This window comes from Rothia sp. HMSC072B04 (assembly GCF_001813725.1).
GTDB classification, from domain to species: domain Bacteria; phylum Actinomycetota; class Actinomycetes; order Actinomycetales; family Micrococcaceae; genus Rothia; species Rothia mucilaginosa.
On record NZ_KV813783.1, the window covers coordinates 45,410 to 70,627 of the forward strand.

Consider the following 25,218-nt stretch of genomic DNA (forward strand, 5'->3'; position numbering starts at 1 on the left):
GCAAAATATTAAACGTTCCGCCCTCCCCACACGCCGTGGGGAGGGCGGAACGTTTATGCATATACGCCATGAAAGCACACCGCGGTGCACCGTCCAGGAGCTAAAAGCCGCCAGCGGGTACTCGAATGCTCATACAGTGCAGAGTAAACTTAAAAGCCTTAGATGCCGCATAATATCGCGGCAGAAAGAGGAGAGAATGACTCACACCAACCCAGATACCCTCAGCCGCGGCTCATATAGCAACTCACGCCGCGTAGCCGACATTCTGCGTGCAGAATCAGTCGGCGGTACCGTACTTCTGATTGCGACGGTGCTGGCAGTAGTACTCGCCAACACCCCCGCATCCACCTTCTACTTTGGTCTGCGAGACACCGTTGTTGGTCCGGTCATCCCCGGCTTCAACCACCTGCAGATGAGCATCGGAACCTGGGCAGCAGACGGTCTGCTCGTCGTTTTCTTCTTCCTCACCGGCCTGGAGCTGAAGAAGGAATTCGTGATTGGTGACCTCAAGTCGCCCTCCACCGCTATTGTGCCGATTGCGGCCGCCTTCGGTGGCGTGGCAGTGCCCGCGATTATCTACACGGCGCTGAACTTCACCAGCCCCACCGCTCTGCACGGCTGGGCGATCCCCACCGCAACCGATATTGCGTTCGCGGTGTCTGTTCTCGCCGCCGTGGGTACTTTCCTCCCCTCGGCGATGCGTGTCTTCCTGCTGACCCTGGCAGTGGTCGATGACCTGATTGCGATCTGCATTATCGCGATCTTCTACACCAATAACTTCCACGGCGAGTACCTGCTCTTCGCGCTCATTCCCCTCGCTCTTTTTGCGTTCATTGCCTACCGCGGTGAGACCATGCTGCACCTGAAGCCGCTGGCTGCCTGGCTGCTACTTCTGCCCCTGGGTATTATCACCTGGGCGCTCTTCCTCGAGTCCGGTATTCACGCGACCATTTCCGGTGTGGTTCTCGGCTTCCTGGTGCCCGTGAAGATGTCCGCTCGCTCTGAGGCGGCACAGGCTGAACACGGTCTTGCAGAGGTGCTGGAGCACCGATTCCGTCCCCTCTCCACGGGCATCTGCGTGCCCGTCTTCGCGTTCTTCAGCGCGGGTGTGGCCGTTGGCGGCTTTGAAGGCCTCGGACGCGCCCTCACCGACTCCGTGGCAGTCGGCATTATGGTTGCACTGGTTGCCGGTAAAACCATCGGTATTTTCGGCACCACCTGGATCGTGACCCGCTTCAAGAACGCTAACCTCGACCCGGACGTCGCCTGGATTGACGTGGTCGGCCTGGCTGCAACCGGCGGTATCGGCTTCACCGTATCCCTACTGGTGGCTGAGCTGTCCTTCCCGCACGGCTCCCCGCACACCGAGGATGCAAAGATTGCGATTCTCTTCGGTTCCGTGCTCGCCGCGATTGTCGGTGCCATCATCCTTTCACGCCGTAACAAGCACTACCGTGCCCTGGCTGAGAAGGAAAGCGTGGACGCTGACGACAACGGCATCCCCGACGTCTTCGAGGGCACCTACCGTGACCCGAAGACCGAAGCCTAGCAAGAACTCCTAAGGTCTAGTACCTTCCCTACACCCCAATCCCCCGCTGATAATGATGTCTCACCGCACTACCTCACGTCGCCGTACAGCACGAGCAGGGCAGGCGCCCGCGCCTCCTTCAAGGTATGCAGAGATATCAGCACGCGTGGTGATTGGGGTGTATTCCTTTGCCGCGCTACTGACCACGTTCGCGTGGATTATTTCTCCTCTGCGGCACGGTCGCGGCTTCACTTGGTGGGAAGTCACCGCTGACCTGCTGAATATTCCCTCCACGCACACGCTACCCAGCGCCATCACGATGATTGTGCTTGTGTCCGGGCTGATTGTGCGCAAGCGTGCCGCTCTCATTGCAGCCATCGTTTTTCAGGTGCTTGGTGTGCTGATCGCCAGCCATAGCGCATTCACTCTGGTGTTCCCCGCGGGGATTATGCCGAAGGACCGTATTTTCTCCTCGACGGTCGATACGCTCTCCATCGTGTTTGCGTGCGCGCTGGTGCCTTTCCTTTTCTCGATTCGTTCGGCGTTCCCGGCGCGTATTGGTCGCCTCTCGTGGGTGGGTGCGGCGTCGACGGCTGTTGGCGGTATCCTGCTGACTACTCTGGTGCTCTGGTACCTCTGCCACATTGGTGTGTGGGAGCCGTTGCGTTCGGTGACCCCGTGGGAGTTGCTGATGCACGGCATGGGTATTGAGCGTACCCATCCTGGCGTGTGGTCTGCCGATGTGGTCGCTTTTTTGGCTTCTTTCGGTTACGGCGCCTCGCTGGTTGCGGCACTGTACCTGTTGGCGCGCGGTTACCGTGCCCCGGATGCGTGGACCGGCGAGAAGGAGCTGAAGATTCGCGCTCTGCTACAGCAGTACGGTGCCAATGATTCGCTCTCCTATTTTGCGACGCGTCGCGATAAGCAGGTGATTTTCTCTCCGGATCAGAGGGCGGCGATTACGTACCGTTCGGTGGGTTCGGTGTGTTTGGCGTCGAGCGACCCGGTGGGTGACCCTGATTCGTGGGATGCCGCCATTGAGCAGTGGATGCTGCAGGCGCGTAGCTATGGTTGGGTTCCTGCGGCGCTGAGCGTGAGTGAGGCGGGTGCGCGCGCCTATAACCGTGCGGGCCTGTCGATTATTCAGATGGGTGAGGAGGCGGTCCTTGAGGCGGACCGTTTCACGCTCAATGACACGTCGATGCTACCGGTGCGTCAGGCGGTTCAGCGTGTGCGTCGCGGCGGGTACACGGCGCAGATGCGTCGCTTTGTGGAGCTGGCTGAGCAGCAGCGTCAGCAGGTTGCGGAGAATATTTCGGCGTGGCGTCATGGGCGTGTGGAGCGTGGCTTCTCGATGGCTCTGAATCGTGTGAATGATCCGGCGGATTCTTCGTCTGTTCTGGTGTCGGCTCATGATGAGGCTGGTCAGATGGTGGCTCTGCTGTCGTTCGTCCCGTGGGGTCCTACGGGGCTGTCTTTGGATGTTATGCGCCGCTCCCCTGAGGCACCTAATGGTGTGGTGGAGTTTATGGTGGCGTCGCTGATGGAGCAGGCGGCGTCTTTGGGTGTGCGTCGGGTGTCGCTGAATTTTGCGATGTTTGGCCATATTTTTGAGGCTGCTGATCAGGTGGGTGCGTCAGCGTGGAACCGTTTTGCTTCCCGCTCTTTGGGTGTGCTGGATCGTTTTCTGCAGTTACGCCGCCTGTATCGTTTCAATCTGAAGTTTGCCCCGCTGTGGGTTCCTCGTTTTTTGGCGACGGAGCCGACGTTGGCGATGGCGAATGTTGTGGTTGCGTCGGGTATGGCGGAGGGCTTTTTACCGAATTTGTCGGCGCGCCGTTTGCAGGATCAGGAGCAGGTTCTTTCTACAGATGAGCTGGAGGCTCTTCGCCAGATGCAGCTCGCTTCTGTGGAAGAGCTTCCTGAGGTGTCGCGTAGCGATCAGACTCAGCACCGTCTGCGCCATCTGGAGGCGCTGCGTGCGGCGGGCATGGATCCGTATCCGCTGGGTGGTGAGATACGCAGTAATGGTGCGCCTATTCTGGGCGTGAAGGATGCCCTGAGTATATTCTCTTCTGAAAATATTCCAGATTCGGAATTCATGGTTTCGGGGCGTATTCGCGCGCTTCGCAACCACGGTGGAGTCCTCTTTGCAATCCTCATTGAAGGGGGTGAGACCCTGCAGGTCGTCATGGAACGCAGCCTGGTGGGCGAGCGCCCGTTGAGCCTCGCCTCCCGCAACCTGGATACCGGCGACATCATCATCGTGCAGGGCACTTACGGGGTGAGCCGTAACGGCACTCCATCGCTGATTGCCGTCTCCTGGTACATGGCGTCGAAGAGCCTGCACCCCATCCCCTTCGACTCCTTTACTGACCCGGAGGCGCGCCTGCGTCGCCGTTCCACGGACCTATTGGTGCATCCGGATCAGATGCAGAATCTGCGTCTGCGTACTGCGGTCATTAAGGCACTGCGTGCCCGCCTGGATGCGGAGGGCTTCCTTGAGGTGGAGACCCCGATTCTGCATACGGTGCACGGTGGCGCGAGCGCGCGTCCGTTCCGCACGTATATCAATGCGTACGGTGAGGATTTGACGCTGCGTATTGCGCCGGAGCTGTATTTGAAGCGCCTGGTGGTGGGCGGTAGCGGTCCGGTATATGAGCTGGGTCGTGATTTCCGCAATGAGGGTGCTGATGCGACCCATAATCCGGAGTTTACGGTGCTTGAGGCGTATCGTCCGTATGCGGATTATGTGCAGATGCGTGAGTTGACGGAGCGTCTGATTAAGGATGCCGCTCAGGCGGTGTTTGGTTCGGTGTCTTTGCCGCTGGGTCGTAAGGCTTCGAGCGAGCGCGTGGTGCGTGATGTGTCGGGTCCGTGGCGTGTGGTGTCGGTGTGTGATGCTCTGTCGGAGGCGCTGGGTCGCCGAGTGGATGTGCAGACGGATTTTGAGGAGTTGCTGGCTTTGGCGCAGCAGCACGGTGTGCGTGTTCACGAGGGTATGGGTCCGGGTGCCATCGTTGAGGAACTGTATGGTGAGCTGGTTGAGGTGCATACGGTGGAGCCGACGTTCTATACGGATTTCCCGGCGGAGACGAGTCCGCTTGCGGCGCCGCATCGTAGTGTTCCGGGTTTGGCGGAGCGTTGGGATTTGGTGATTAACGGCATGGAGATGGGCTGTGCCTACTCGGAGCTGGCGGATCCGCTGGTGCAGCGTGAGCGCCTGACGGAGCAGTCGTTGAAGGCGGCTTCGGGTGACCTGGAGGCGATGGAGGTGGATGAGGATTTCCTTTACGCCTTGGAGACGGGTATGCCGCCGACGGGTGGTTTGGGTCTGGGTGTGGACCGTTTGGTGATGCTGTTGGCTCAGACGCAGATTCGTGGGGTGTTGTCGTTCCCGTTTGTGAAGCCTGAGCGTTCGTAGCCCGACTGATACCCCCGCTTCTTCGTTATGCCCGGTGCGAGGTTTTGTGCCTTGTGCCGGGCTTTTTGTGCCCGCCCTGCCGGTGCCGTCAACACCTCCACGGAGTCTATATTTACTCTGCCCATATATTAAGTATTCGTTACATTTTGGCTTGGGTCCCTTTTTTAAGTTGCCGAGCGGGGGGCGTAGCCGACACAATGAGGTGACTAATCATACGGAGCGTATGTGCCTCCGTTACGCGGCTTTGAGTCCGCGCCACCCAGCAATGTAGCCCACACGTTGTCCGTCTTTCGGATTTGAGCGTGCGGGCTTTTTGCTTTCAAGATTGGAGTGCCGAGTGGATTTTCTTCTGAATATCATCGGGGACATTAATACGCAGACTGCGGAACTGACTTCCTCCGTGGATGCCGTGCAGAACTGGATGTGGAGTAATTTCCTCTACTACGCTCTGATTGCGGCTGGTCTGTACATTACGATCCGTACTCGCGGTGTGCAGTGGCGTTCCATTAAGGAAATGGTCCGTGTCCTGGGTGACCCGGTTGCTCGTGAGGCTGACGGTAAGAAGAGCATTTCTTCGTTCCGTGCGTTTACTGTTTCGGCGGCTTCTCGTGTGGGTACCGGTACTGTTGCGGGTGTTGCTTTGGCTATTGCTATGGGTGGCCCGGGTGCTGTGTTCTGGATGTGGGTTATTGCTGCTGTTGGTGCGGCTTCTGCTTTTGCGGAGTCCCTTCTGGGTCAGCTGTATAAGGAGCGCGGTAAGGATTCCTATATTGGTGGTCCGGCGTACTACATGAAGCGCGGCCTGAATGCTCCGTGGATGGGTTACATCTTCGTGGCGTTCATTGTGGTCACTTATGCGTTTGTATTTGTGGCGGTTCAGACGAATGCTGTGGTGGATGCTGCGGCGAACTCGTTCAGCATTGATGTTTCGGGTACTAACTCGATGGGCTTCCGCATCACTATTGGTCTGATTATGGTGGCGCTGACTGCGGCTATTATTTTCGGTGGTATTCGCGCGATTTCTTCGGTGACTGAGTGGCTGGTGCCGATTATGGCGGTACTGTATCTGCTGTTGGGTCTGCTGGTTGTTCTGCTGAACATTACCGAGGTTCCGAATATGCTGCTGATGATTTTCCAGGGCGCTTTTGGCATTAAGGAGTTTGTGACCGGCGGTACCATGGGTGCCGTGATTTGGGGTATGAAGCGTGGCCTGCTGACTAATGAGGCGGGTATGGGTACTGCTCCGAACGCTGGTGCGACCGCTACTATTTCTCACCCGGCTAAGCAGGGTTACGTGCAGACTTTGGGTGTTTATTTTGACACGATGATGGCGTGTACTGTGACTGCGTTTATTGTTCTGCTGTCGAACCCGACTTATGGTGATCGTTCTCGCGGTGCGTCGCTGACTCAGTCGGCGTTGGCTATGCAGCTGGGCGATTGGGCGGTTCACTTCCTGACTATCGCGATTTTCATGTTTGCGTTCTCGACTGTGATTGGTAACTACTACTACGGCGAGTCGAATATGCGTTTTGTGACTGAGCGTAAGCTGCCGATGAATATTTTCCGTGCGCTGGTTCTGGTATTCGTGTTCTTCGGCGCGATTTCTTCGCTGGATCTGGTGTGGACTACCGCGGATATGTTGAATGCCGGCATGGTGATTGTGAACTTGACGGCGGTTCTGTTGATGACTCCGCAGGTTGTTGCGGTGTTGAAGAACTATGAAGCTCAGCGTAAGGCTGGTTTGGAGCCGATTTTCAAGGCTTCGGATATGCCTGAGTTGAAGAATCTTGCGGCGTGGGATGGTACTGATGCGGTGACTACCCGTGAGTTCTGGGCTGAGTATGATGCGAAGGCTGCTGAGCGTCGTGCTGCGAAGAAGGCTAAGAAAGTTAGCCGCTAGTTTGTGAGCTACACGCAGGTTTCTGTGTAAGGCTTTGTGGAGGGTCCGTCCTGCTGTGTGCGGGGCGGGCCCTTTTGCGTGCCCGAGGGGCGTGTGGAGGGGGGCGCCTGCCGGCACACGTTCTGGGCGCGTCCTAATGCATATCCCGGGGCATATTCGGGGTCTGTATCCTTAGGAAGGATATTAGGAGGGTTTATGGATTGGCATGCCGTACTGGAGCTGGTGGTCACGGTTGTTTTTCTGGCGGGTATTGCGTTGGCGCTGCTGTGCCTGGTGACGATTCATCGGAACCCGCATTTTTCGGAGGTACAGAAGTTGAAGTGGCTTCTGCTGGTGCTGTGTCTGCCGTATGTGGGTCCGGTGACGTGGTTGTTGCGTGCGCGTCTGGAACGCATTGATCGGGAGCGTACTGAGCAGGAACGCGGAGCGCAGGCTTCTGCGGCTGCTTCCGATACTGCAACTTCCGAGGAGGGTGGCTGGTAACGGCTCGGAGGCTCTTCCTGAGCCCCCACCACCACCTCCACATAACACAAGTAACGAAGGTCACACTCTCTCAATTGGACAGCACCGCATGCAGTCCGTATAGTTTTATGTGTTGCCTGCGGTGATACACCGTAAGACACATGCGCGAGTGGCGGAATAGGCAGACGCGCACGGTTCAGGTCCGTGTGCCCGTGAGGGCGTGGGGGTTCAACTCCCCCCTCGCGCACCAACGATCCCCGGTTCGAAAGAACCGGGGATTTTTTCATATCCATAACCAATTCCCCGCTAAATGACGGGGTTCCAGAGCGATGGCGAGTGCATCACCTAAAATAGAACCGGGTGTGTTCATTCACAGGACACACAGCTAACGCACAGACACGCTCGTTAAACTGAGCCTTTCGGATAAAGACCGTTTGCGCGGTCTGTTGCTCGGAATGGTCGTTGAGAAGGAGGCGGCATGAAGTTTTTCGACAAGCTGGGCAAGCTGGAGCAAGGCATCGGCCGCACTGTCGGCCTTTCCAAGGGCTTCGGCACCTTTGCGAAGGCGGATGTCGCTAACCGCGTCCGCATCATGATGGATGACGAGTCCTATGTGGACGGCAGTGGCCGCACTATGGCTCCTAATGTCTATACTCTCCGTTTTGCGCCGGTTGATTTCCCTCGCGTGCGCGAGTGGGGCAACCCGTTCGCTGTTGAGCTGTGCGATTTGGCGATTTCGCACGCCCGCGCGCAGGGTTACACCCTCATTGGTGCGGTTCGCGTGACGTTCAACGTTCTTGATTCTCTCTCTGAGGGCGAGTTTGAGGTTGTTGCGACTTTCGAGCCGTTCTCTGTGCCGGAGGCTCCGGCGTCCCCATCTCTGCGCGGTGCTACTAACTACGCGCCGGTGCGTCCGCCGCGTGAGTCTTCTTTGCCGACCCGCATTACGAAGCCGGCTGCCCAGCCGACTCAGCCTGCACCCAGCCCTGCGCCTCAGCAGGCTCCTGCGCCTCGCCTGAACATGCCTGTAGCGTCCCCCGCGGCGGGTGCTCCCCGTTTCTTCTTGGAGATTGAGGGTCGCATGCACCCGGTGAACCACCTGCCGTTTGTGCTGGGTCGCGGTTCTGATGCTGATTTTCGTCTGGACGATAAGGGTGTTTCTCGCCGTCACCTGCAGCTTTCGATGCAGGGTGGTGCGGTGGTCGCCACCGATATGGGTTCTACCAACGGCACGTTGATTAATGGTGCGCCTCTGCGTGCGCCGGTGGTGCTGGCGAACGGTTCGCTGCTTCGCATGGGTAATACCCGCATCATCTTCCATAGTTCGACCGGAGGTGTCCGTTAATGGCGTCTGAATTGACCGTTACTATCCTTCGTTACGCTTTTCTGGCTCTGATTTGGTTCTTTGTTTTCCTGGTGGTTTCGGCGGCTCGCCGTGACCTTGGTTTGGGTAAGAACTATCGTGCGGCACCGGTTGATGCGGTTCCGGAGGCTACCCATATTGCACCTCCGCCGACTCGCCCTTCGCAGCTTGTGATTACTGCCGGTGCGCAGGCTGGCGCGATGATGCAGCTGGGGGACCACCCGATTACTATTGGCCGCGCTAATGACATTGAGGTGTCCCTGCAGGATGATTACGCCTCGGGCCGCCATGCGCGTCTGTTCCCTCAGGGTTCCCGTTGGTTCCTTGAGGATTTGAATTCTACTAATGGTACGTTCGTCAATGGCGAGCGTCTGACTCGTGCGACCCCGATTGAGCCCGGTGATGATTTCCGCGTTGGCGGTACCACCATGCAGTTGAGGGGCTAGTGTATGAAGATTGCTTTTCGTTTTGAGGCCCGCTCTGATACGGGTCTGAAACGCTCGAAGAATGATGACTCCGGCTACGGTGGTCGTTTCCTTGCTGTCGTTGCTGACGGTATGGGCGGCCACGTAGGCGGCGATGTTGCGTCGGCTACGACGGTTCTGAATCTGACTCCGCTTGATCACCCTGATTTTGAGGATGGTACTGGCGGCGTTTATCTGGCTGATGAGATTCAGAGTGCGAACCTGATTATTAATGAGCTGGCGGCGAATGACCCGCAGCTGGCGGGTATGGGTACGACCTGTACTGCCCTGCTGATTGATGGCGATTGTATTGAGCTGGCTCATATTGGTGACTCGCGTGCGTATCGTCTGCGCCCGGGTGCTGATGGTGAGTTTGAGCAGATTTCTACTGACCATACGTTTGTGCAGCGCTTGCTCAATGAGGGTCGCATTACCCCGCAGGAGGCGGAGAACCACCCGCATAAGAACGTGATTATGCGCGTTCTGGGTGATGTTGATGCGTCCCCTGAGCTGGAGTTGAAGACTCTGGACGCTGTTCCCGGCGAGCGCTGGGTGCTCTCTTCTGACGGTTTGGATGCTGTGGTGTCCCTATCGGAGATTGAGCAGGTGATGCGTTCTACCGATGACCTATCTGAGATTGCTGACACTCTGATTGCGATGACTTTGGAGCGTGGCGCTCCGGATAACGTGACGGTTGTGTCCCTGCAGGTGATTGACCGTGAGGTTCTGCCGGTGGATGAGCCGGTGGGTCCTTCGAGCCTGCCTGAGTCTGCTCTGCCTGATTCGATTGTGGCGGAGCAGGAGGTCAGCACGAATACTCAGAAGCTTCCCGAGGTTGCTGCTACGGCTGAGGCTGCTGAGGCTATTTTGGGTGCGCACCATGATGAGGACTCTGAGGAGCCTCATCGTCGGTCGTTGCGCCGTTTCCGTCGTGCTCGTGACTTCTCTGGAACCCTGTTGCACAGTGGTTCTGGGGCGGTGCGTCACCATATCGGTACGTACGATAACGCCGTGGATGCGGCTCTTACGAATGCTGCGATCTTGCGTAGCGAATTGGGTTCCCGCCCGCATCAGCTGGTTGGTGCCGCTTCGGTGGCTACTGAGACCGGCATGATTCCGGCGGTGACTTCGCGTACCCTGGAGCATCGTGCGACGGTGGCTCAGCGTGTGCCTTTGAAGGTTGAGTCTGATGAGGCGACCTTGCCGGCTGAGCTGGAGGAGCTGATCGCTGAGGATACTGTTGAGCGTTCGCGTCCGCGGTCGTGGTCGATTCGCCTGTTCATTACTCTACTGGTTGCAGCTATTGTGACGCTGGCTGCGTGGACCGGTCTGCGCTATGTGGAGCGTAGCTACTATGTGGGTGAGAGTGACGGCACGGTTGCGGTGTACAACGGTATTCCGCATGCGGTGGGTCCGATTCGCCTTTCTCACGTGGTGGAGAATACCGATATTCCTACGAGTGAGCTGAGCGATCATACTCGTTCTTTGTTGCGTAATGCGATTACGGCGAAGGACCTGGATGATGCGCACCAGATTGTGTCTCGTTTGAAGACTCAGGCAGATCAGTCTCGTGAGAAGGCGGAGCAGGCCGCTGCGTCTGCTTCCGCGTCTGCCTCGGCTTCTGCTTCCTCGAGCTCTGAGGCGCCCAGTGAGGCTCCGAGCTCTGAGGCACCGGGCTCTGCTGAGGCACCGGGCTCTGATTCGGCATCCCCGGCTCCTGAGCTGGCTACGGTTTCCTCCGCGCCTGCGGCAGAGGGCGGTGAGAACAATGGCTAAGTTCTCGTTCCGTCGTGAGTCGGACGCGCCTCGTGCACGCCGTTTCACGGAGCTTTTCCTGCTGGTTTTGGCGGTGGGTATCAGCTCGTTCGGCATGTACTTGATTGATCCGGAGCATGCTTTTGATACGTCGAAGAGCCAGTGGTTGCCGTGCACGGTGGTGCTGGGTGCTGGTGCTCTTCTGATTCACCTAGTCATGCAGTTCCGCGCCCGTTATGCTGATCCGTTTATTCTGCCGCTGGTGGTGGCTCTGAACGGTATTGGTTTGACCATGATTTATCGTCTGGATCCGCAGATTGCGGCTCCGGTGGGTGATGGTCAGCTGATGTGGACTGGCGTGTCTATGGTGCTGTGCGCGATTATCGTGTTTGTGCTCAGGGATTACCGTCTGCTGCGTAAGGTCACGTACACCTCCCTGGTGCTGTCGATGATCCTGCTTATCATGCCGCTGGTTCCGGGTCTGGGTATGGAGCTCAATGGTGCTCGTATTTGGATTCATATCGGTAACCGTACGTTCCAGCCGGGTGAGGTCGCGAAGATTACTTTGGCGATTTTCTTCGCCGGCTATTTGGCGACGCACCGTGACCTGATTCTGGTGGCTGGCCGCCGCATCGGCCCTATCAATCTGCCGCGTCTGCGTGATTTGGCGCCGGTGTTCTTGGCGTGGATTGTGAGCCTGGGTGTTCTGGTGTTCCAGAAGGACCTTGGTTCGGCAATTATGTTCTTTGGCCTGTTCATGGCGATGCTGTACCTGTCGACCGGTCGTATTTCGTGGCTGGTGGTTGCGGGTATCGGTATGGCTGTGGGTGGCTATTTCGCGTACCACTATGTCTCGCACGTGCACGCCCGTATTTATGCGTGGGTGCATGCTTTTGATCCGGAGATTTACCAGGCGTCTCCTGGTGGTTCGGGTCAGATTCTGCAGGGCGTTTTCGGTCTGGCTTACGGCGGTCTTTTTGGCCGCGGTTGGGGTCAGGGCCGCGCAAACCTTGTCCCGTACGCTAATTCGGACATGATTATTTCCTCGTTGGGTGAGGAGCTGGGCCTGGTTGGTCTGGGTGCCATCCTGATGATGTTCATGCTTCTGGTTTCGCGCGGTTACCGTGCAGCGTTGGGTACTCGTGATGGTTTCGGCAAGCTGTTGGCTGCCGGTCTGTCTACGGTCATGGTTCTGCAGCTGTTCGTGGTGATTGGCGGCGTGACTCGTTTGATTCCGCTGACTGGTCTGACGACTCCTTTCATGTCTGCCGGTGGCTCCTCGTTGGTGGCTAACTGGATTATTGTGGCGCTGTGGTTGTCTATTTCTCATAGTGCCCGCGCACCTCACCTGGTGGCTGGTTATGATGCTCCGCAGGGTATTGACCATGCGGACACTAGCTACGAGCCGGAGGGTGCTACTAGCGTTCTGGCGCGTATTACGGCTAAGGATTCTGGAGGTGAGAAGAATGGATAGGGCTATTCGCCGCATGTGGATGTCTGCCGCGTGCGTGTTTGTCCTGCTGATGGGTACCCTCAGCTATATTCAGTTCTTCGATTCGAAGACGCTGATGAATAATCAGTGGAATTCTCGAGCGCTCTACGACAATTACGGTTCGGCACGTGGTTCGATTGTAGTTGACGGTACGGAGATCGCTTCGTCGGTGAAGTCCGATGATGAGTACAACTACCAGCGTGTGTATAACCACCCGCTCAAGTATGCGGCTCTGACGGGTTACTTCTCCACGATTTATGGCGCGACCGGTTTGGAAGCTGCTATGGATAAGGAGCTTGCCGGCACGAGCGATAGCCAGTTCTACGATCGTGTGGCGCAGCTGTTCAGTGGTTCTTCCGCGCAGGGCGCTAGCGTGGAGCTGACGATTAATTCGAAGCTTCAGGATATTGCCTACAACGCGCTACAGGGTCGTAAGGGTGCTGTGGTGGCGATGAACCCGAAGACCGGTGAGATTCTGGCGATGGCTTCTTCGCCGTCCTATGATCCGAATCTTCTGTCGGCTCATACGAGCTCTTCGGTTTTGGCGAATTACCAGGCGCTGACTTCTGACGAGGACAGCCCCCTGTTTAACCGTGCGATTGCGGGTAACACCTATTCGCCGGGTTCTACCTTCAAGATTATTGATGCGGTGGCGGCGCTGGAGTCCGGCAAGTACAACGCATCTTCGGTGATTGCGAACCCCGCACAGTTGCCGCTACCGGGCACGAACATTAGCCTGCCGAACTATAGCGGTCAGTGTGGAACCCGCACTCAGGCGACGATTGAGTGGGCTTTGGCTCAGTCCTGTAATACGCCGTTTGCGCAGATTGCGATGGATTTGGGTCAGGAGCGTATCGCGAAGACCGCTGAGAATTTTGGTTACGGCCATGATTTGAAGATTCCTTTGACGGTTTCTAAGTCGTCTTTCCCGTCGAATCTGACGCAGAGCCAGTTGGCCCAGTCGGCGATTGGTCAGTACGACGTGAAGACCACTCCGTTGCAGGTGGCGATGACTTCTGCGGCGATTGCGAATGGCGGCGTGCAGATGAAGCCGAACCTGATTCGTTCGGTGAAGACCAGCAACCTGAGCACTTTGCAGGAGTTCTCTCCTGAGAAGCTGCGTACGTCCACTAGCCCTGAAATTGCTAACCAGGTGAAGCAGTGGATGGTGAATGCGGTTGATAATGGTATTGCACGCAATGCTGGTGTCCCCGGTGTGAAGGTGGCGGGTAAGACCGGTACCGCGGAGACTACGGCAGGTTTGAATAATTCTTGGTTTACCGGTTTTGCTCCGGCTGATGATCCTCAGATTGCGATTGCTGTGGTTTATGAGGATATTGATGTGGCGACCGGTGCCCAGTTGGCAACCAGTACTAGTAAGCAACTCTTTGAGGCGGTGTTGAACAAGTGAGGCCTGCGGCTGATATCACTTTGGGCGGGCGCTACACCCTAACCGAACGTATCGCGATTGGCGGTATGGGCGAGGTGTGGAAAGCTCGCGACAAGGTGCTTGGACGCATCGTTGCGGTCAAGATCCTCAAGGAGGAGTACACCGGTGACCCGGGCTTCTTGGAGCGTTTCCGCGCTGAGGCCCGTAATACGGCGTTGTTGAACCACCCCGGTGTAGCGAACGTTTTCGACTACGGCGAGGAGGACAACTCCGCGTACCTGGTCATGGAGCTGGTGCCGGGTAATCCGCTCTCGAGCATTATCGAGCACGAGACTACCCTGCCGCCGGACCGTGTTCTGAACTTCATTGCTCAGACCGCTCGCGCGTTGGCTGCGGCTCATTCGCAGGGTCTGGTGCACCGTGACGTGAAGCCGGGTAACCTTATCATCACCCCGGATGATCGCGTGAAGGTGACTGATTTCGGTATTGCTCGTCTGGCTAATCAGGTGCCGTTGACGGCTACCGGCCAGGTGATGGGCACCGCCCAGTATTTGGCGCCGGAGCAGGCAACCGGTCAGGCTGCTACCGCATCTTCGGATATGTACTCGTTGGGCATTATTGGTTATGAGTGCCTGGTGGGTCGTCGTCCGTTTACGGGTGAGTCGCAGATTGCGATTGCGTTGGCTCAGGTGAATGATCCGCCGCCGCCGCTTCCGGAGACCATCCCGGCTCCTGCTCGTGCGCTGATTATGTGCTTGTTGGCGAAGGACCCGGCTCAGCGTCCTAAGGATGCGACCGCTCTGGCTTCTGCGGTGGATGCGATTCGTCGCCGCGACCTGAAGGCTGCGGTGAAGGCTGTTCCCTCTTTGGCACAGTTCTTGGCTGAGGAGAACGCTGACGACGCTACCGTCGCGATGACCGCTATGGATGTTGCGGCTGAGCCGATTAGCGCTTCTGCTGCTCCGCGTTTTGGCTCTGGTGGTCGTTTCTCGCCGGAGCCGACGACGGCACCGATTCCTCGCACGAGTGAGCAGACGATGCGTCCGGCTTCGGGCCGCGTGAAGTCTACTCCTGCTCCTGCAGCGAAGCGTGGCCCGAACGTGTGGATGTGGGTTGCTCTGCTTCTGGCAATCGTGCTGATTGCTGGCGGTATTTGGACGGTCCTTTCCTCCAATAATGGTGGCGGTTCGACTGATCCGGTTCCGAGCGCTTCTTCGTCTGCTGTTCCGACGAACACGGGTACCGTTTCGACGGTGGAGCCGACTGAGTCTGCTTCTGCCCGTGCCGCTAAGCAGAAGGTGACCGTCAACGCGATTAACTATGAGGGTCGCGAGCTGCAGGATGCGGTGAACGAGCTGAAGAACCTTGGCTTGTCCCCCAAGACTGAGGGTGTTGAGTCGACTCAGCCGGAGAACACGGTGATTTCGGTTTCTCCGACGGGTACTTTGGAACAGGGTAATAGCGTGACTGTTCGCTATTCGACCGGTCCGAAGTCGGTGACTTTGCCGTCGAACCTTGAGGGTAAGAACGTTGACGAGGCATCGAAGGCTGTTGCCGCTCTGGGTGTGAACGTTTCTCTGCATTATGAGAATTCGGACACTGCGGCCCCCGGTACGGTGCTTCGTACTACCCCCTCATCTGGCACCAAGGTCACGGTTGGTAGTAATGTAGACATGTATGTGGCCTCTTCCAGTTCGGGTAGGGGTTCGAGTGCGAGCGCTTCTGCTGCACCGTCTGCGTCGGCTTCTGCTTCCGCTTCTGCGTCGGCGCGTTAGCCCCTACGTTTTGATTTAGTTTTAGTCTTAGTGATCCAGGAGAACTTATGGACCTGTCGGTTCCCGACACGGTTGATAACCGTTACAAGGTACTCGAGGTAATCGGTACCGGTGCGATGGCAACCGTTTATGCTGCTGAGGATACTCGCCTCGGCCGCAAGGTTGCGCTTAAGATTCTGCGCCCGGAGCAGGCCCAGGACGATACGTTCCGCGCACGCTTTAAGCGTGAGGCGGAGGCTGTGGCGTCTCTGAACAATCCTGCGATTGTTGCTGTCTATGACACCGGTTCGTACAACCCCTCGCAGGATGGCAAGGAGTCTGATTCTTCGGATGAGGGCACCGCTATTCCTTATATCGTGATGGAGTACGTGGAGGGTCACACTCTTCGTTCCATCCTGTCCCGTGGCGGCCACCTGCCGGTCCGTGATGCTTTGGGTTATTCCGAGCAGCTGCTGGGTGCTTTGCAGTACAGCCACTCGATGGGCATTATTCACCGCGACATTAAGCCGGCGAATATTATGGTGCTGGAGCGTACCAGCGAGGATATCGCTAAGGGTCAGCCCGGCCAGATTAAGGTCATGGATTTCGGTATTTCCCGTGCCATTGAGGAAGCTGGCGAGGCGCTGACCAAGGCTAACGTGGTGATGGGTAGCGCACGCTACATGTCCCCTGAGCAGGTGAGCGGCAAGGATGTTGACGCCCGTAGCGACCTGTACTCTGCTGCCTGCGTGATTTACGAGATGATTGCTGGTCGTTCTCCGTTCGATGCTGAGTCGAATGTTGACCTGGCTGCTAAGCACCTCTCTGACACTCCTGAGCCTCCGAGCAAGTTCACCCCGCTTGAGGTTCCGGCGGGTCTGGATGCTGTGATTCTGAAGGGTCTGGCGAAGAACCCGGATGAGCGTTATCAGAGCGCGGCTGAGTTCGCTCAGGCTCTGGTGTCGGTTGTTCGCCCGGGTGAAGAGACCGTGGTTCAGGATGCAGCGATGACTACTGCTTTCGTTCCTTCGGCAACTACCGCCTCCCTGGGTGATGACTACGCCCCGTACACCACCTCGATCACTGAGGCTTCGGTGGAGGACGGCGGTCTTAACGGCTTCTTCGAGTATGAGGACGATGAAGAGCTGTACGAGGATGAGGAGTACGCGGAGTACGATGAGTCTTCGCCGCGTAAGCGTGCGTGGGTTCGTTTCCTCGTGGGTACTCTGATTGCGGCTCTGCTGGTCTTCAGTGTCGGCTCGGTGCTGTACTACCAGAACAAGCTGAACGAGGTTCCGCAGGTTTCGGTTCCGGCTGTGGTGAATGTTTCCCGCGATGATGCCGATAACCAGCTGCGTAACTTGGGCTTCGTGCTGGATTACCGTACGGCTTACTCTGACAACATCAAGAAGGGTGACGTGATTAGCGTCGAGCCGGGTGTTGGCTCGAAGGTTAACAAGGGTTCGACCGTGACTGTGACCGTTTCGAGTGGTCCGGAGAAGGTCAAGCTGCCGGATAACCTGCAGGGTCAGAGTGAGGCGTATGTCCGTAACGCTCTGAAGGACCTGGGTCTGGTGGATGGCCGCGTCTCCACTGTGGAGAGCGCTTCCGTTCCTGCCGGTATGGTTGTGGAGCTTTCCCCGGAGAAGGGCTCGACCGATGATAAGGGTGCTCAGACCGTTGAGGCTGGTAGCACCGTGAACATCGTCCTGTCCTCCGGTAAGGTGAAGGTCCCCTCGCTGGTGGGTCTGACCAAGGATCAGGCTATTGCTGCTCTGACTGCTCAGGATGTTCTGCTGAACACCAACATTGAGACCGTTCAGACCAATGAGCGTCCTGCTGGTACCGTGCTTTCGCAGAGCTCTGCGGCGGGTACTCTGGTGGCTCAGAACAGCACCGTGACGATTCGTGTGGCGGCTACTCCGACTCAGACGACTGCACCGACTCAGCAGGCTACTCAGCCGGCTGCATCGACCGGTAACCAGAACGCTACTACTGGCAACCAGAACCAGCAGCGTCAGGCTACCCAGCAGGCTACTCAGCCGGCTGCATCGACCGGTAACCAGAACGCTACCACTGGCAACCAGAACCAGCAGCATTCTACCGCTACGGCTACTCCGGCACCGGCTGCGTCCGCTACTGCGGGTACCCGTACGATTCAGGGTAATAACGCGAATACCAATGCCAATGCGAACAACGCAAACGCTAACGCGAATGCCCGCTAAGGGGTTCTAGCGGCTAGCTACGATAAAGGGGCGGCGCTCCACACCGTTGGGTGTGGGGCGCCGCCCCTTTCGTGTATCTGCCCGTGTGTCTGTCTGTGTGCTTTGTTCGTGTACCGGGGCTTGCTCGCGGCTACGGGCCAGATAGAGCTATCGCCTCCAGCTTCCCTGTAGCGTGACTGCTACGGGGCTTCTGGAGGCGATATAAGCCACTGAGGGCTCTAAAGGCTAGAAGGGCTAGGCCATGAGGGGTGAGAGGCTCTTAGAGCGTTCTGCGGCGCCCTGCAGGCCGGTTTCTTCGAGCCAGTTGCCGAGCATGAGGTATCCGCTTTCGGTCAGGACCGATTCGGGGTGGAACTGCACGCCGTGCATGGGGGCTTCACGGTGGCGCAGGCCCATGATGATGCCGTTGTCGGTCGTGGAGGTGGTTTCCAGGACGTCGGGCATGGTTTCGGGTACAACCGCCAGGGAGTGGTAGCGGGTCGCGGTGAAGGGGCAGGGCACGTCCTTGAACACGGAGACGTTATCGTGCACCAGCTGCGAGGTCTTGCCGTGCATCAGCTCGGGGGCGTGGGTGACGGTGCCGCCGAATGCCTCAGCAATAGCCTGGTGGCCCAGGCAGACGCCCAGCAGCGGCTTCTTCGCTTCCGCGGCCCAGCGGATGGTGTCGATGATGACGCCTGCCTCTGCGGGGGCACCGGGGCCGGGAGAGACGAGCACGCCGTCGTGTTCTTCGGCGAGCTTGATGACTTCGTCGAGTTCGTATTCGTCGTTACGGATGACGGTGGTTTCAGCGCCGAGCTGCTGGATGTAGCCGACGAGGGTGAAGACGAAGCTGTCGTAGTTGTCGATAACAAGGATGCGGGTCATGGCACGTCCTTAGCGCTAATGGTTGATGGTGACGTTCAGGTTGAAGGGGCCGTACTCTGCGAAGTGGGGGAAGACGAATTCCATGAGCAGGTAGACTACGGCGAGTATCAGCACGATGGCGATAATGATGCGAACCCACAGGGGGCCGGGGAGGTGGCGGAAAATCCATGCGTACATCTGCTTTTCCTCTCAGATTTAGGATTTTGCGACGGAGGCGGCAATTTCTGCGGGCGCTCCGGCTGCGGCGGGCCGCCAGGATTCGAGGCGGGCGTGGACAATGTATCGTTCGGTGTCACCGTAGCGCGGGTGGCAGGTGGTGAGCGTCAGGAGGCGCTCGGTGGGTGCTACGCCGGGCTGTCCGGGGACGGGTTCGATGACTTCTACCTGGTCGGGCTGCACGATTTCGTGGCTGTAGACGGTGTAGGTGTAGTAGCCGTCTTTGGTGCGCACGTAGATGTGGTCGCCTTCGGTGAGCAGGTCGATGTCGTTGAGGACTTTGCCGCGGGTTTGGCGGTGTCCTGCGAGGGAGAAATTGCCGACCTGGCCGGGCATGGCGCTTCCTTCGTAGTGGCCGAGGCCGAGGGAGTCAAGCACGTCGGAGCTGGTGCCCTGGGTTGCGGGGCGCTGGTAGTCGGATCCGAACTTGGGGATGTAGACGACGCCGAAGACTTCACCGTGGCCGGGTTCGCTCAGACCGGCGGGAGGGGTGTTGGGGTCCCAGTCGGGGACGGGTTCGCCGGGATTGGAGTCGAACTCCTGAACGAGGGTGCTGACGGCTTGGGATTGGGTGCGGTCGGCGTCGATGTTGGTCCACCAAAGCTGCCATGCGACGAAGAGGAGCAGTACGACTCCGATGGTGATGAGGAGTTCGCCTGTAATCTGGATGACCCAGTGCAGCACGCTGCGGGGGCGGCGCTCTGCGGTGGGTGCCGTTCCTTGACTCATGCGGTCTCCTTTGTCTTCTGGGTTATGTATGTTCTTGGGCGCCGGGTGGCGTTCCTTATCTTTCAACGCGGGGAGAAGGTGAAATCATCCCGTAAGTCTGCAAAGATAGGTGTGAACATATATTTTTAGGTTACCCATACAACAATAAGCGGAGGAAGTATGTCGACCAACTCGGCTAAGGCATCGTCCAAGAAGAAGTCTCAGAAGTCTGCTAAGTCTGAGGTGGAGGATGCGAGCGAGCTGCGTCTGCGTGAGATTGCTCGTGAGATGGAGAGCGGCACGCAGCTGAAGGAGCAGACTCCGTTGTGGTACCGCGTGATTATGTTCTCGCTGTTGGCGGTGGGCATTCTGTGGATTATTGTTTTCTACATTACGCAGGGCCTGTTCCCGATTCCTGATTTGGGTATGTGGAATGTGAGTGTTGGTGTGGGCGCCATGATGGTGAGCATGCTGATGATGACTCGCTGGCGTTAAGACTTAGACGTTAAGACTTAGGCACTAGGGCTTAGGCGTTAGAGCTTATAGAGAGGCGGTCGTCCCGTGTGGGGCGGCCGCCTCTCTATATGTTTCGCCTGTTTGGCCGGGCTGGGGTTAGAGATCCTGCACGCTACCTGTCTTTGTTCTGACCCGGAAGATTGCGGTCATGGCGACCATGATGAGCAGCTCGGTGAGGGTTTGGGTGAGTACGGTGGCGCTCATGAGGTTCGCTTCGGGGTTCCCGTTGTGTGCCAGGCGTTGTGCGCAGAGCGCGACGATGGGGTAGATGATGAGGGCGTTGCGGGTGACCCCGCTGAAGGTTACGGAGACGCGCTCCGGTCGGCTCATTACCTTGCTGAGGCACCATGCGGCGCCTCCTGCGAGGATTGCGTAGGTGAGGTAGAGTCCGGCGAGTCGGGGGATGAGCTGCGTTTCGTTCAGTACCGCCGGGGTGTAGGCGGAGCACATGAGCGTAAGGAGCAGGCACATGAGGGGAATCATCGCGGCATCACTCATGCTGCGTACGCGTTCGTAGGCTTGTTGACGCTGCGGTGAGCGGGTTGACCAGCGTTGCACGAGGTAGGCGGCTATCAGGGGCACGATGAGCGGTGCCAAGCTGAGGTAGCTTTCGGTGGGAAGGGGGAATATTTCTCCCACCACCCCAATATCTAATATTCCTATATATGCATACGCACTAGTCCAGAATGGAATAGAAACGATTTGGGTACCAAGAAGATAGGGCGTTGTCGCCAGCAAACCGCGATATTCCCCTCCAGCAATACACGCAAAAACCACAACGTAATCCACGCATGGAGCCAGCAAAACAATCACCGTGGCTAGAGCAATGGGGCCGCCCTCGGGAATGAAGAGGGAGACCAGAGGCGCAACTAGAATCGGGGTTCCAAGGGTAGCCACCAGCACGACCGTGCGAGCGAGCCTCTTATGCTGACCGACACTCATGCCGACTAGAGGCATGAGAGCGAAGTTGGTCCACAGGAGCGCACCGAGCGCGTAGGGCACGAGCTGCTCAGAAACTAGGCTCCACCCACTCAGCCCCGCGCTGGCACCTCCCACGGCCATGGAGGCGAGGTAGAGAGCCACCTGGTGGCGTTCCATATAGCTCACGGAGCCATCCTCTTCTAGTAGATCAGGTCGCCTCGTGCCGCTTCGTGGACGCGGCGGGTTACGGTTTCCATGACGGGCGAGTTGATGTTCCAGCGCTGCCAGTAGAGGGGGAATTCTACGGGGGTTGCGGCGAGCTTCACGAGGTGCCCGCTTGCGAGCTCTTCGGCGCATTGCGCTTCGGGAATGAGACCCCAGGCGATACCGGCGCTGACGGCGCGCGCATAGTCCGGGGAGGAGGGAATGTAGATGGTGGGGCTTTGGGTGAAGGTTTCTTCAGCCTCCAGACCTACTTCTTGTTCAATGAGGACTCGCGCTACGTCCTGCACGAAGTCTTTGCGGTCGTATTCGACGACGGGGGCACGGTTGAGCTCTTCGCGGCTTACGCGCTTGGGCCAGCCGGGTAGGTATCGCTGTACGTAGTCGGGGGTTGCGACGCACCAGTAGCGTGCCACTCCGAGGGTTTCAACGGAGCAGCCGGGGATTTTTTCGGGTTTGGAGGTGATGACTGCCATGACTTCTCCGGAGCGGAGCATGGCGGAGGAGTGAAATTCGCCTTCTCGTCGCAGGTCGCAGAAGATGCTGTCTTCGCGGCTGAGGGTTCCTACCGCATCGATGAACCAGGTGGCGAGCGAGTCAGCGTTGACGGCAACGGAGACGCTCTGGAAGCCGCCGGCACCCATGAGTTCGCGTTCCATTTCTTGCTGCAGGAATTCGCTCTGTCGGGCGATGCGCAGTACGCTTTGTCCGGCGTCGGTGGGGGTGACGGGGTTGCTTCGGCGTACCAGGACTTTTCCGGCAATCTGTTCCATGGCTTTGATGCGCTGGGAGATGGCGGAGGGGCTCACTCGCAGGATATCTGCTGCCGCGTCGAAGGTGCCGTATTCGATGACGGTGGCGAAGGTGGTGAGCTGGTCGGTACTGAAACGTGTCATAAGAATATCTTACGCAGTGTGAAAATATTTAGATAGATTTAGGGTCCTTTTTCCCGTATTCTCGTCTCTGGCACTTCACACTTCCGCTAACGCAGGCTTTATCCCTGCATCACGAGCTTTTGCCTGGCAAGCTGGTAGTAAGAGAGTCGTTACCCGCCACTACGCACGCGGGCTCATACCCCGTTTGAGCAACATAGAAAGTTTCACGATGTCCGCATCCCTGTCCCTGCTGTTTCTGGGTGCTACCACCACGATTTCTTTGGTGGCGGCTATTGGCGCCCAGGGAACTTTTGTGCTGCGTCAGGGTATTTTGGGTCGGCATATTACCCCGATTATTATTTTCTGCATTCTGTCGGATGCTCTGATGATTGGTTTGGGCGTTGTGGGCCTGGGTGCCCTGTTGGATGCGGCGCCGTGGTTTATTGAGGTGTTCCGTTATGTGGGTGCGGCGTTTTTGGCGTGGTTTGGTTTTGAGGCTGGCCGCCGCGTGTTTACTCCGCACTCCATCGTGGTTGATGATGCGGAGGGTGATTCTCAGTCGTTGAAGGCGGCTCTGCTGACCACGGCAGCGGTGACGTATTTGAATCCGCTGGCGTGGTTGGATACGACTATTCTTTTGGGTTCGCTGGCGAACGCCCAGGGCGATCCGGGCCGTTGGTGGTACTACCTGGGCTGCTGCTGCGGTAGCTTGGTCTGGTTTTTGATGTTGGGCTATGGTTCGCGCCTGTTGCGTCCGCTCTTTGCGCGCCCTTCAGCGTGGCGTGTTTTGGATGGTGCGACGGCTCTTCTGATGGCGTACCTGGTGTTCAACCTGCTGACGATGAACCTGTCGACTCACTAGCTTTTATCCCCCCCTGACTTGGCTCTTTACGCTTTGTCAGTCTCTTTTTCAGTGCTCTTCTCCTCTTCGAGGGGTATGAGCACTTCATTTTTGGGCATGGCGAGTAGGCCCAGGTAGATATCGCGAATGATCAGGATGTGCTTGATCCGCTCAATCATGGGCTTGAGGAAGCTTCGGGCGTATTTTTCGTCGCTACTGGTGGTTGCAACGAAACTGAGCCCGGAGAACACGGCAACAATCATGGACACCTTGATGACGACGGCGTTGATGTTGGTGTCTACGCCGAGAATTTTGAGGTGTTCGGGTTTGATGCTCATCCAGGATTCAATGGTGGTGTCGCTAATGGCGATGGACGAGAAGCCATGAAGAATCCGAAGACGAGCAGCATGAAGAGGGTCGCCTGAATGATCTGCCCGATCATGGGGATGATGATGAGGTTGCTCCAGGGCGCGATTTTGAGGGGTCGGTGTTCGAGGATTTTCTTCTCATCGACCCAGTCTTGGGCGGTGTTCCAGATTCCGCCTTCGAGGGCTGCGGCGTGCTCGTAGTCGTTGTCACTAAAGCGTGCGATGTCGTCGCCTCTGGAGCGCCCCAGCAGGCGCGCTGTGCGCTCTAGGGAGGTTGTGACGACCACGAACACGGCGAGTAGCCCCATGAGGCCCAGAACCGCCCAGGCGCGCGGGAAGCTGAGTCCGTTGGCGAGCTTCCAGAGGTCTGCGTTCACGAAGATAAAGAGTACGGACACCATGAGTACGGGCAGTACTTTCGCAATCATGGGCGGCAGGGAGGCGAGCTGGTGGATGGCGTGCTTGAGGGACCAGCCGAGTACGGTATCTACGCCAAGGAAGATGGCAAGGTAGATTCCGATAACGATGAGCGGGAATACTTGGCCGCCGTCGTAGACGAAGTCGAGGCCGTCGAGGGTGTTGGATGCAAAGACACCGGCGGTAAAGAGCATGCCTGCAAAAAGTACGGTAAGAATACCCGTGGTGATTTGAACCCACTGCGGGGTGCGAACCATCAGCTTGTGGGCAAGAGTAATGAACACACCGGAGATGACCGGCATAATGAGGAAAATCCCGCCGAGTACGAGCACTGGGAGTACTTCGTTACTGAGGGCGCTATCGCTTGTGAGAGCTTTGATGTAGTTCGGTAGGGAACCTTTCACGTCCTCCACTACGAAGATGAGAAGGTCGCGCAGGAAGATATAGCAAATATGCATGATGCCAGCCCACAGGATCCACGGTACAGAGCGTGGGAACGCATCAAGAGCACGTTGACGTGCAGGAATGATGAGGGGCACGCCCTGTTTACGGAACCAGATATTGCTCTGCTTTAGCATGTCAGCCTTGCTGTAGTGCTGAGTGGTGTAATGCTGAGGTTGCACCGCTTCTGCAGTGGCTTTAGCACGCAGTCGCACCCAGATGGGGCGTGCGTCCTTCTGATGCGGGGTGTTCTGGTCCTGTGCGCTCATGACATACCACTCTACAGGGGTTAAGAACCTCTTTTATCCGAAGGCCCCTATAGTTCTTCTCGCTGGAGTTCAGCTCCGATAAAGCGGCTGTATGCGCCCATGAGGAGGGCAGCTGCTTCTTCCTGTTCCTCGTAGATGCCCAGCTCCTCGTCCTCACGACCTGTGTAGGTACCGCTACTGATTTCGAGCAGGGATAACGGTCCTTCTGCAGTCTCCGGTGCCAGGGCATCCAGGATGAGGCTCAGGCTTTCTTCTGATTCTTCAGCTACGCCCATGAGCCGCCCCAGGCGTGTACCTGGGTAGGGTGCGATGGTGAGCACGTCTTCGTTCTCGCATTGGATAATGCGTGCTACAGGAATAATATCCCCGTCTGCGGTCTCTTCGAGCAGTAGCTCGGTGGAGAGGTCGATATGGCTTTCTTCGCTCTGTAGGAGCTGCCTGGGCCACCAGAGGTGAATGTATTCGGTCAGTGCTGCCCAGGTTTCGTGAGGCTCCAGTGTGCTCTCTGCGTAGAGTGCTACCGTTCGTTCTTCACCGTTGTGTTGGCGCTGCTGATCGACTGGCTCTGGTGCGTGGGAAAACATGGGGTAGTGCATGGTTCTACTCTATCCCAGTGTGTCTGTGAAGAGCATTCTCCTTGTAGACAAAGCATCATAGACAAGGGTCTGAGGGCACAAAAAAAGGGGCAGACCCGTATGGGTCTGCCCCTTTCTAGCTTTAGCTGTTAAAGCAAAAGAGCCCGCGCAAGCGGGCTCTTTTTATTGCCTATTGGATTGTTATCCAAAAACCATACAGTGAAC

General features: G+C 57.6%; 21 protein-coding genes and 1 tRNA gene. 14 read left to right on the plus strand and 8 right to left on the minus strand.

Annotated elements, in window-relative coordinates; translation table 11 throughout:
* Window positions 1–196 precede the first annotated feature (196 nt).
* From nhaA to pknB, 12 genes are all read left to right on the plus strand, one after another.
* Window positions 197–1,549, plus strand: a complete 1,353-nt coding sequence (gene nhaA, locus HMPREF2928_RS00230; RefSeq protein WP_070686878.1) for a Na+/H+ antiporter NhaA — start codon at window positions 197–199, stop codon at window positions 1,547–1,549.
* A 52-nt stretch (window positions 1,550–1,601) separates the two neighbouring features.
* Complete coding sequence (gene lysX, locus HMPREF2928_RS00235; protein WP_083311355.1) at window positions 1,602–4,952, plus strand: bifunctional lysylphosphatidylglycerol synthetase/lysine--tRNA ligase LysX; 3,351 nt, start codon at window positions 1,602–1,604, stop codon at window positions 4,950–4,952.
* A gap of 337 nt (window positions 4,953–5,289) precedes the next feature.
* Window positions 5,290–6,852, plus strand: coding sequence for an alanine/glycine:cation symporter family protein (locus HMPREF2928_RS00240; RefSeq protein WP_070686882.1), 1,563 nt, complete (start codon window positions 5,290–5,292; stop codon window positions 6,850–6,852).
* Between the two features lie 195 nt (window positions 6,853–7,047).
* On the plus strand, window positions 7,048–7,335 hold the full coding sequence (locus HMPREF2928_RS00245; RefSeq protein ID WP_044150893.1) for a PLDc N-terminal domain-containing protein: 288 nt from the start codon (window positions 7,048–7,050) through the stop codon (window positions 7,333–7,335).
* A 142-nt stretch (window positions 7,336–7,477) separates the two neighbouring features.
* Window positions 7,478–7,564: transfer RNA gene (locus HMPREF2928_RS00250), tRNA-Leu, on the plus strand.
* 228 nt (window positions 7,565–7,792) lie between these two features.
* Window positions 7,793–8,659: an FhaA domain-containing protein gene (locus HMPREF2928_RS00255; RefSeq protein WP_070686883.1), complete on the plus strand. Its 867-nt coding sequence runs from the start codon at window positions 7,793–7,795 to the stop codon at window positions 8,657–8,659.
* Window positions 8,659–9,123, plus strand: coding sequence for an FHA domain-containing protein FhaB/FipA (locus HMPREF2928_RS00260; RefSeq protein ID WP_005507379.1), 465 nt, complete (start codon window positions 8,659–8,661; stop codon window positions 9,121–9,123). Before HMPREF2928_RS00255 ends, HMPREF2928_RS00260 begins: the two co-directional genes overlap by 1 nt.
* 3 nt (window positions 9,124–9,126) lie before the next feature.
* Window positions 9,127–10,917, plus strand: coding sequence for a PP2C family protein-serine/threonine phosphatase (locus HMPREF2928_RS00265; RefSeq protein ID WP_070686885.1), 1,791 nt, complete (start codon window positions 9,127–9,129; stop codon window positions 10,915–10,917).
* Window positions 10,910–12,370 carry an FtsW/RodA/SpoVE family cell cycle protein gene (locus HMPREF2928_RS00270; protein ID WP_005507381.1) on the plus strand — a complete coding sequence of 487 codons (1,461 nt, stop codon included), beginning with the start codon at window positions 10,910–10,912 and terminating at the stop codon, window positions 12,368–12,370. The genes HMPREF2928_RS00265 and HMPREF2928_RS00270 overlap by 8 nt, the downstream gene beginning before the upstream one ends.
* Window positions 12,363–13,799, plus strand: coding sequence for a peptidoglycan D,D-transpeptidase FtsI family protein (locus tag HMPREF2928_RS00275; protein WP_070686887.1), 1,437 nt, complete (start codon window positions 12,363–12,365; stop codon window positions 13,797–13,799). Before HMPREF2928_RS00270 ends, HMPREF2928_RS00275 begins: the two co-directional genes overlap by 8 nt.
* Complete coding sequence (locus tag HMPREF2928_RS00280; protein ID WP_070686889.1) at window positions 13,796–15,553, plus strand: protein kinase domain-containing protein; 1,758 nt, start codon at window positions 13,796–13,798, stop codon at window positions 15,551–15,553. Before HMPREF2928_RS00275 ends, HMPREF2928_RS00280 begins: the two co-directional genes overlap by 4 nt.
* Window positions 15,554–15,600: 47 nt before the next feature.
* Window positions 15,601–17,757 (plus strand): Stk1 family PASTA domain-containing Ser/Thr kinase, encoded by a 2,157-nt coding sequence (pknB, locus tag HMPREF2928_RS00285; protein ID WP_070686891.1) that lies wholly within the window; start codon window positions 15,601–15,603, stop codon window positions 17,755–17,757.
* A 234-nt stretch (window positions 17,758–17,991) separates the two neighbouring features.
* Here the strand turns inward: pknB and HMPREF2928_RS00290 are convergent, their stop codons facing one another.
* The 3 genes from HMPREF2928_RS00290 to HMPREF2928_RS00295 are packed head-to-tail and all read right to left on the minus strand — an operon-like array spanning window position 17,992 to window position 19,569.
* On the minus strand, window positions 17,992–18,624 hold the full coding sequence (locus HMPREF2928_RS00290) for an aminodeoxychorismate/anthranilate synthase component II (protein WP_049354380.1): 633 nt from the start codon (window positions 18,622–18,624) through the stop codon (window positions 17,992–17,994).
* Window positions 18,625–18,639: 15 nt separating this feature from the next.
* Window positions 18,640–18,801 (minus strand): hypothetical protein, encoded by a 162-nt coding sequence (locus HMPREF2928_RS09135; RefSeq protein WP_005507386.1) that lies wholly within the window; start codon window positions 18,799–18,801, stop codon window positions 18,640–18,642.
* 18 nt (window positions 18,802–18,819) lie between these two features.
* Entirely contained in the window at window positions 18,820–19,569 is a 750-nt protein-coding gene (locus HMPREF2928_RS00295; protein ID WP_049345744.1) for a class E sortase, read from the minus strand.
* Window positions 19,570–19,728: 159 nt separating this feature from the next.
* Between HMPREF2928_RS00295 and HMPREF2928_RS00300 the strand changes: the two genes are divergently transcribed.
* Window positions 19,729–20,043 (plus strand): cell division protein CrgA, encoded by a 315-nt coding sequence (locus tag HMPREF2928_RS00300; protein WP_005507388.1) that lies wholly within the window; start codon window positions 19,729–19,731, stop codon window positions 20,041–20,043.
* 117 nt (window positions 20,044–20,160) lie between these two features.
* Here HMPREF2928_RS00300 and HMPREF2928_RS00305 read toward each other — a convergent pair whose 3' ends face one another.
* Both HMPREF2928_RS00305 and HMPREF2928_RS00310 read right to left on the minus strand, forming a co-directional pair.
* On the minus strand, window positions 20,161–21,171 hold the full coding sequence (locus HMPREF2928_RS00305) for a hypothetical protein (RefSeq protein ID WP_070686893.1): 1,011 nt from the start codon (window positions 21,169–21,171) through the stop codon (window positions 20,161–20,163).
* 14 nt (window positions 21,172–21,185) lie between these two features.
* Window positions 21,186–22,103 (minus strand): LysR family transcriptional regulator ArgP, encoded by a 918-nt coding sequence (locus HMPREF2928_RS00310; protein ID WP_070686895.1) that lies wholly within the window; start codon window positions 22,101–22,103, stop codon window positions 21,186–21,188.
* A 208-nt stretch (window positions 22,104–22,311) separates the two neighbouring features.
* Between HMPREF2928_RS00310 and HMPREF2928_RS00315 the strand changes: the two genes are divergently transcribed.
* Window positions 22,312–22,944 (plus strand): LysE/ArgO family amino acid transporter, encoded by a 633-nt coding sequence (locus HMPREF2928_RS00315; RefSeq protein WP_070686897.1) that lies wholly within the window; start codon window positions 22,312–22,314, stop codon window positions 22,942–22,944.
* 26 nt (window positions 22,945–22,970) lie between these two features.
* Here HMPREF2928_RS00315 and HMPREF2928_RS09205 read toward each other — a convergent pair whose 3' ends face one another.
* The 3 genes from HMPREF2928_RS09205 to HMPREF2928_RS00325 are packed head-to-tail and all read right to left on the minus strand — an operon-like array spanning window position 22,971 to window position 25,002.
* On the minus strand, window positions 22,971–23,261 hold the full coding sequence (locus HMPREF2928_RS09205) for a hypothetical protein (RefSeq protein WP_246823526.1): 291 nt from the start codon (window positions 23,259–23,261) through the stop codon (window positions 22,971–22,973).
* On the minus strand, window positions 23,258–24,418 hold the full coding sequence (locus tag HMPREF2928_RS00320) for a D-mannonate dehydratase (RefSeq protein WP_246823527.1): 1,161 nt from the start codon (window positions 24,416–24,418) through the stop codon (window positions 23,258–23,260). The genes HMPREF2928_RS09205 and HMPREF2928_RS00320 overlap by 4 nt, the downstream gene beginning before the upstream one ends.
* Before the next feature lie 47 nt (window positions 24,419–24,465).
* Window positions 24,466–25,002, minus strand: coding sequence for a GTPase (locus tag HMPREF2928_RS00325; protein WP_246823528.1), 537 nt, complete (start codon window positions 25,000–25,002; stop codon window positions 24,466–24,468).
* Window positions 25,003–25,218: the final 216 nt, after the last annotated feature.

Excerpts from the sequence above, each read along its gene's own strand:
- lysX (WP_083311355.1), top strand. The coding sequence starts at position 1,602 with ATGATGTCTCACCGCACTACCTCACGTCGCCGTACAGCACGAGCAGGG.
- HMPREF2928_RS00325 (WP_246823528.1), bottom strand. The coding sequence starts at position 25,002 with ATGTTTTCCCACGCACCAGAGCCAGTCGATCAGCAGCGCCAACACAAC.
- HMPREF2928_RS09205 (WP_246823526.1), bottom strand. The coding sequence starts at position 23,261 with ATGAGCATCAAACCCGAACACCTCAAAATTCTCGGCGTAGACACCAAC.
- HMPREF2928_RS00260 (WP_005507379.1), top strand. The coding sequence starts at position 8,659 with ATGGCGTCTGAATTGACCGTTACTATCCTTCGTTACGCTTTTCTGGCT.
- HMPREF2928_RS00300 (WP_005507388.1), top strand. The coding sequence starts at position 19,729 with ATGTCGACCAACTCGGCTAAGGCATCGTCCAAGAAGAAGTCTCAGAAG.
- nhaA (WP_070686878.1), top strand. The coding sequence starts at position 197 with ATGACTCACACCAACCCAGATACCCTCAGCCGCGGCTCATATAGCAAC.
- HMPREF2928_RS00295 (WP_049345744.1), bottom strand. The coding sequence starts at position 19,569 with ATGAGTCAAGGAACGGCACCCACCGCAGAGCGCCGCCCCCGCAGCGTG.
- HMPREF2928_RS00310 (WP_070686895.1), bottom strand. The coding sequence starts at position 22,103 with ATGACACGTTTCAGTACCGACCAGCTCACCACCTTCGCCACCGTCATC.
- HMPREF2928_RS00275 (WP_070686887.1), top strand. The coding sequence starts at position 12,363 with ATGGATAGGGCTATTCGCCGCATGTGGATGTCTGCCGCGTGCGTGTTT.
- HMPREF2928_RS00315 (WP_070686897.1), top strand. The coding sequence starts at position 22,312 with ATGTCCGCATCCCTGTCCCTGCTGTTTCTGGGTGCTACCACCACGATT.
- HMPREF2928_RS00320 (WP_246823527.1), bottom strand. The coding sequence starts at position 24,418 with ATGAGCGCACAGGACCAGAACACCCCGCATCAGAAGGACGCACGCCCC.
- HMPREF2928_RS00255 (WP_070686883.1), top strand. The coding sequence starts at position 7,793 with ATGAAGTTTTTCGACAAGCTGGGCAAGCTGGAGCAAGGCATCGGCCGC.
- HMPREF2928_RS09135 (WP_005507386.1), bottom strand. The coding sequence starts at position 18,801 with ATGTACGCATGGATTTTCCGCCACCTCCCCGGCCCCCTGTGGGTTCGC.
- HMPREF2928_RS00265 (WP_070686885.1), top strand. The coding sequence starts at position 9,127 with ATGAAGATTGCTTTTCGTTTTGAGGCCCGCTCTGATACGGGTCTGAAA.
- HMPREF2928_RS00290 (WP_049354380.1), bottom strand. The coding sequence starts at position 18,624 with ATGACCCGCATCCTTGTTATCGACAACTACGACAGCTTCGTCTTCACC.
- HMPREF2928_RS00270 (WP_005507381.1), top strand. The coding sequence starts at position 10,910 with ATGGCTAAGTTCTCGTTCCGTCGTGAGTCGGACGCGCCTCGTGCACGC.
- pknB (WP_070686891.1), top strand. The coding sequence starts at position 15,601 with ATGGACCTGTCGGTTCCCGACACGGTTGATAACCGTTACAAGGTACTC.
- HMPREF2928_RS00245 (WP_044150893.1), top strand. The coding sequence starts at position 7,048 with ATGGATTGGCATGCCGTACTGGAGCTGGTGGTCACGGTTGTTTTTCTG.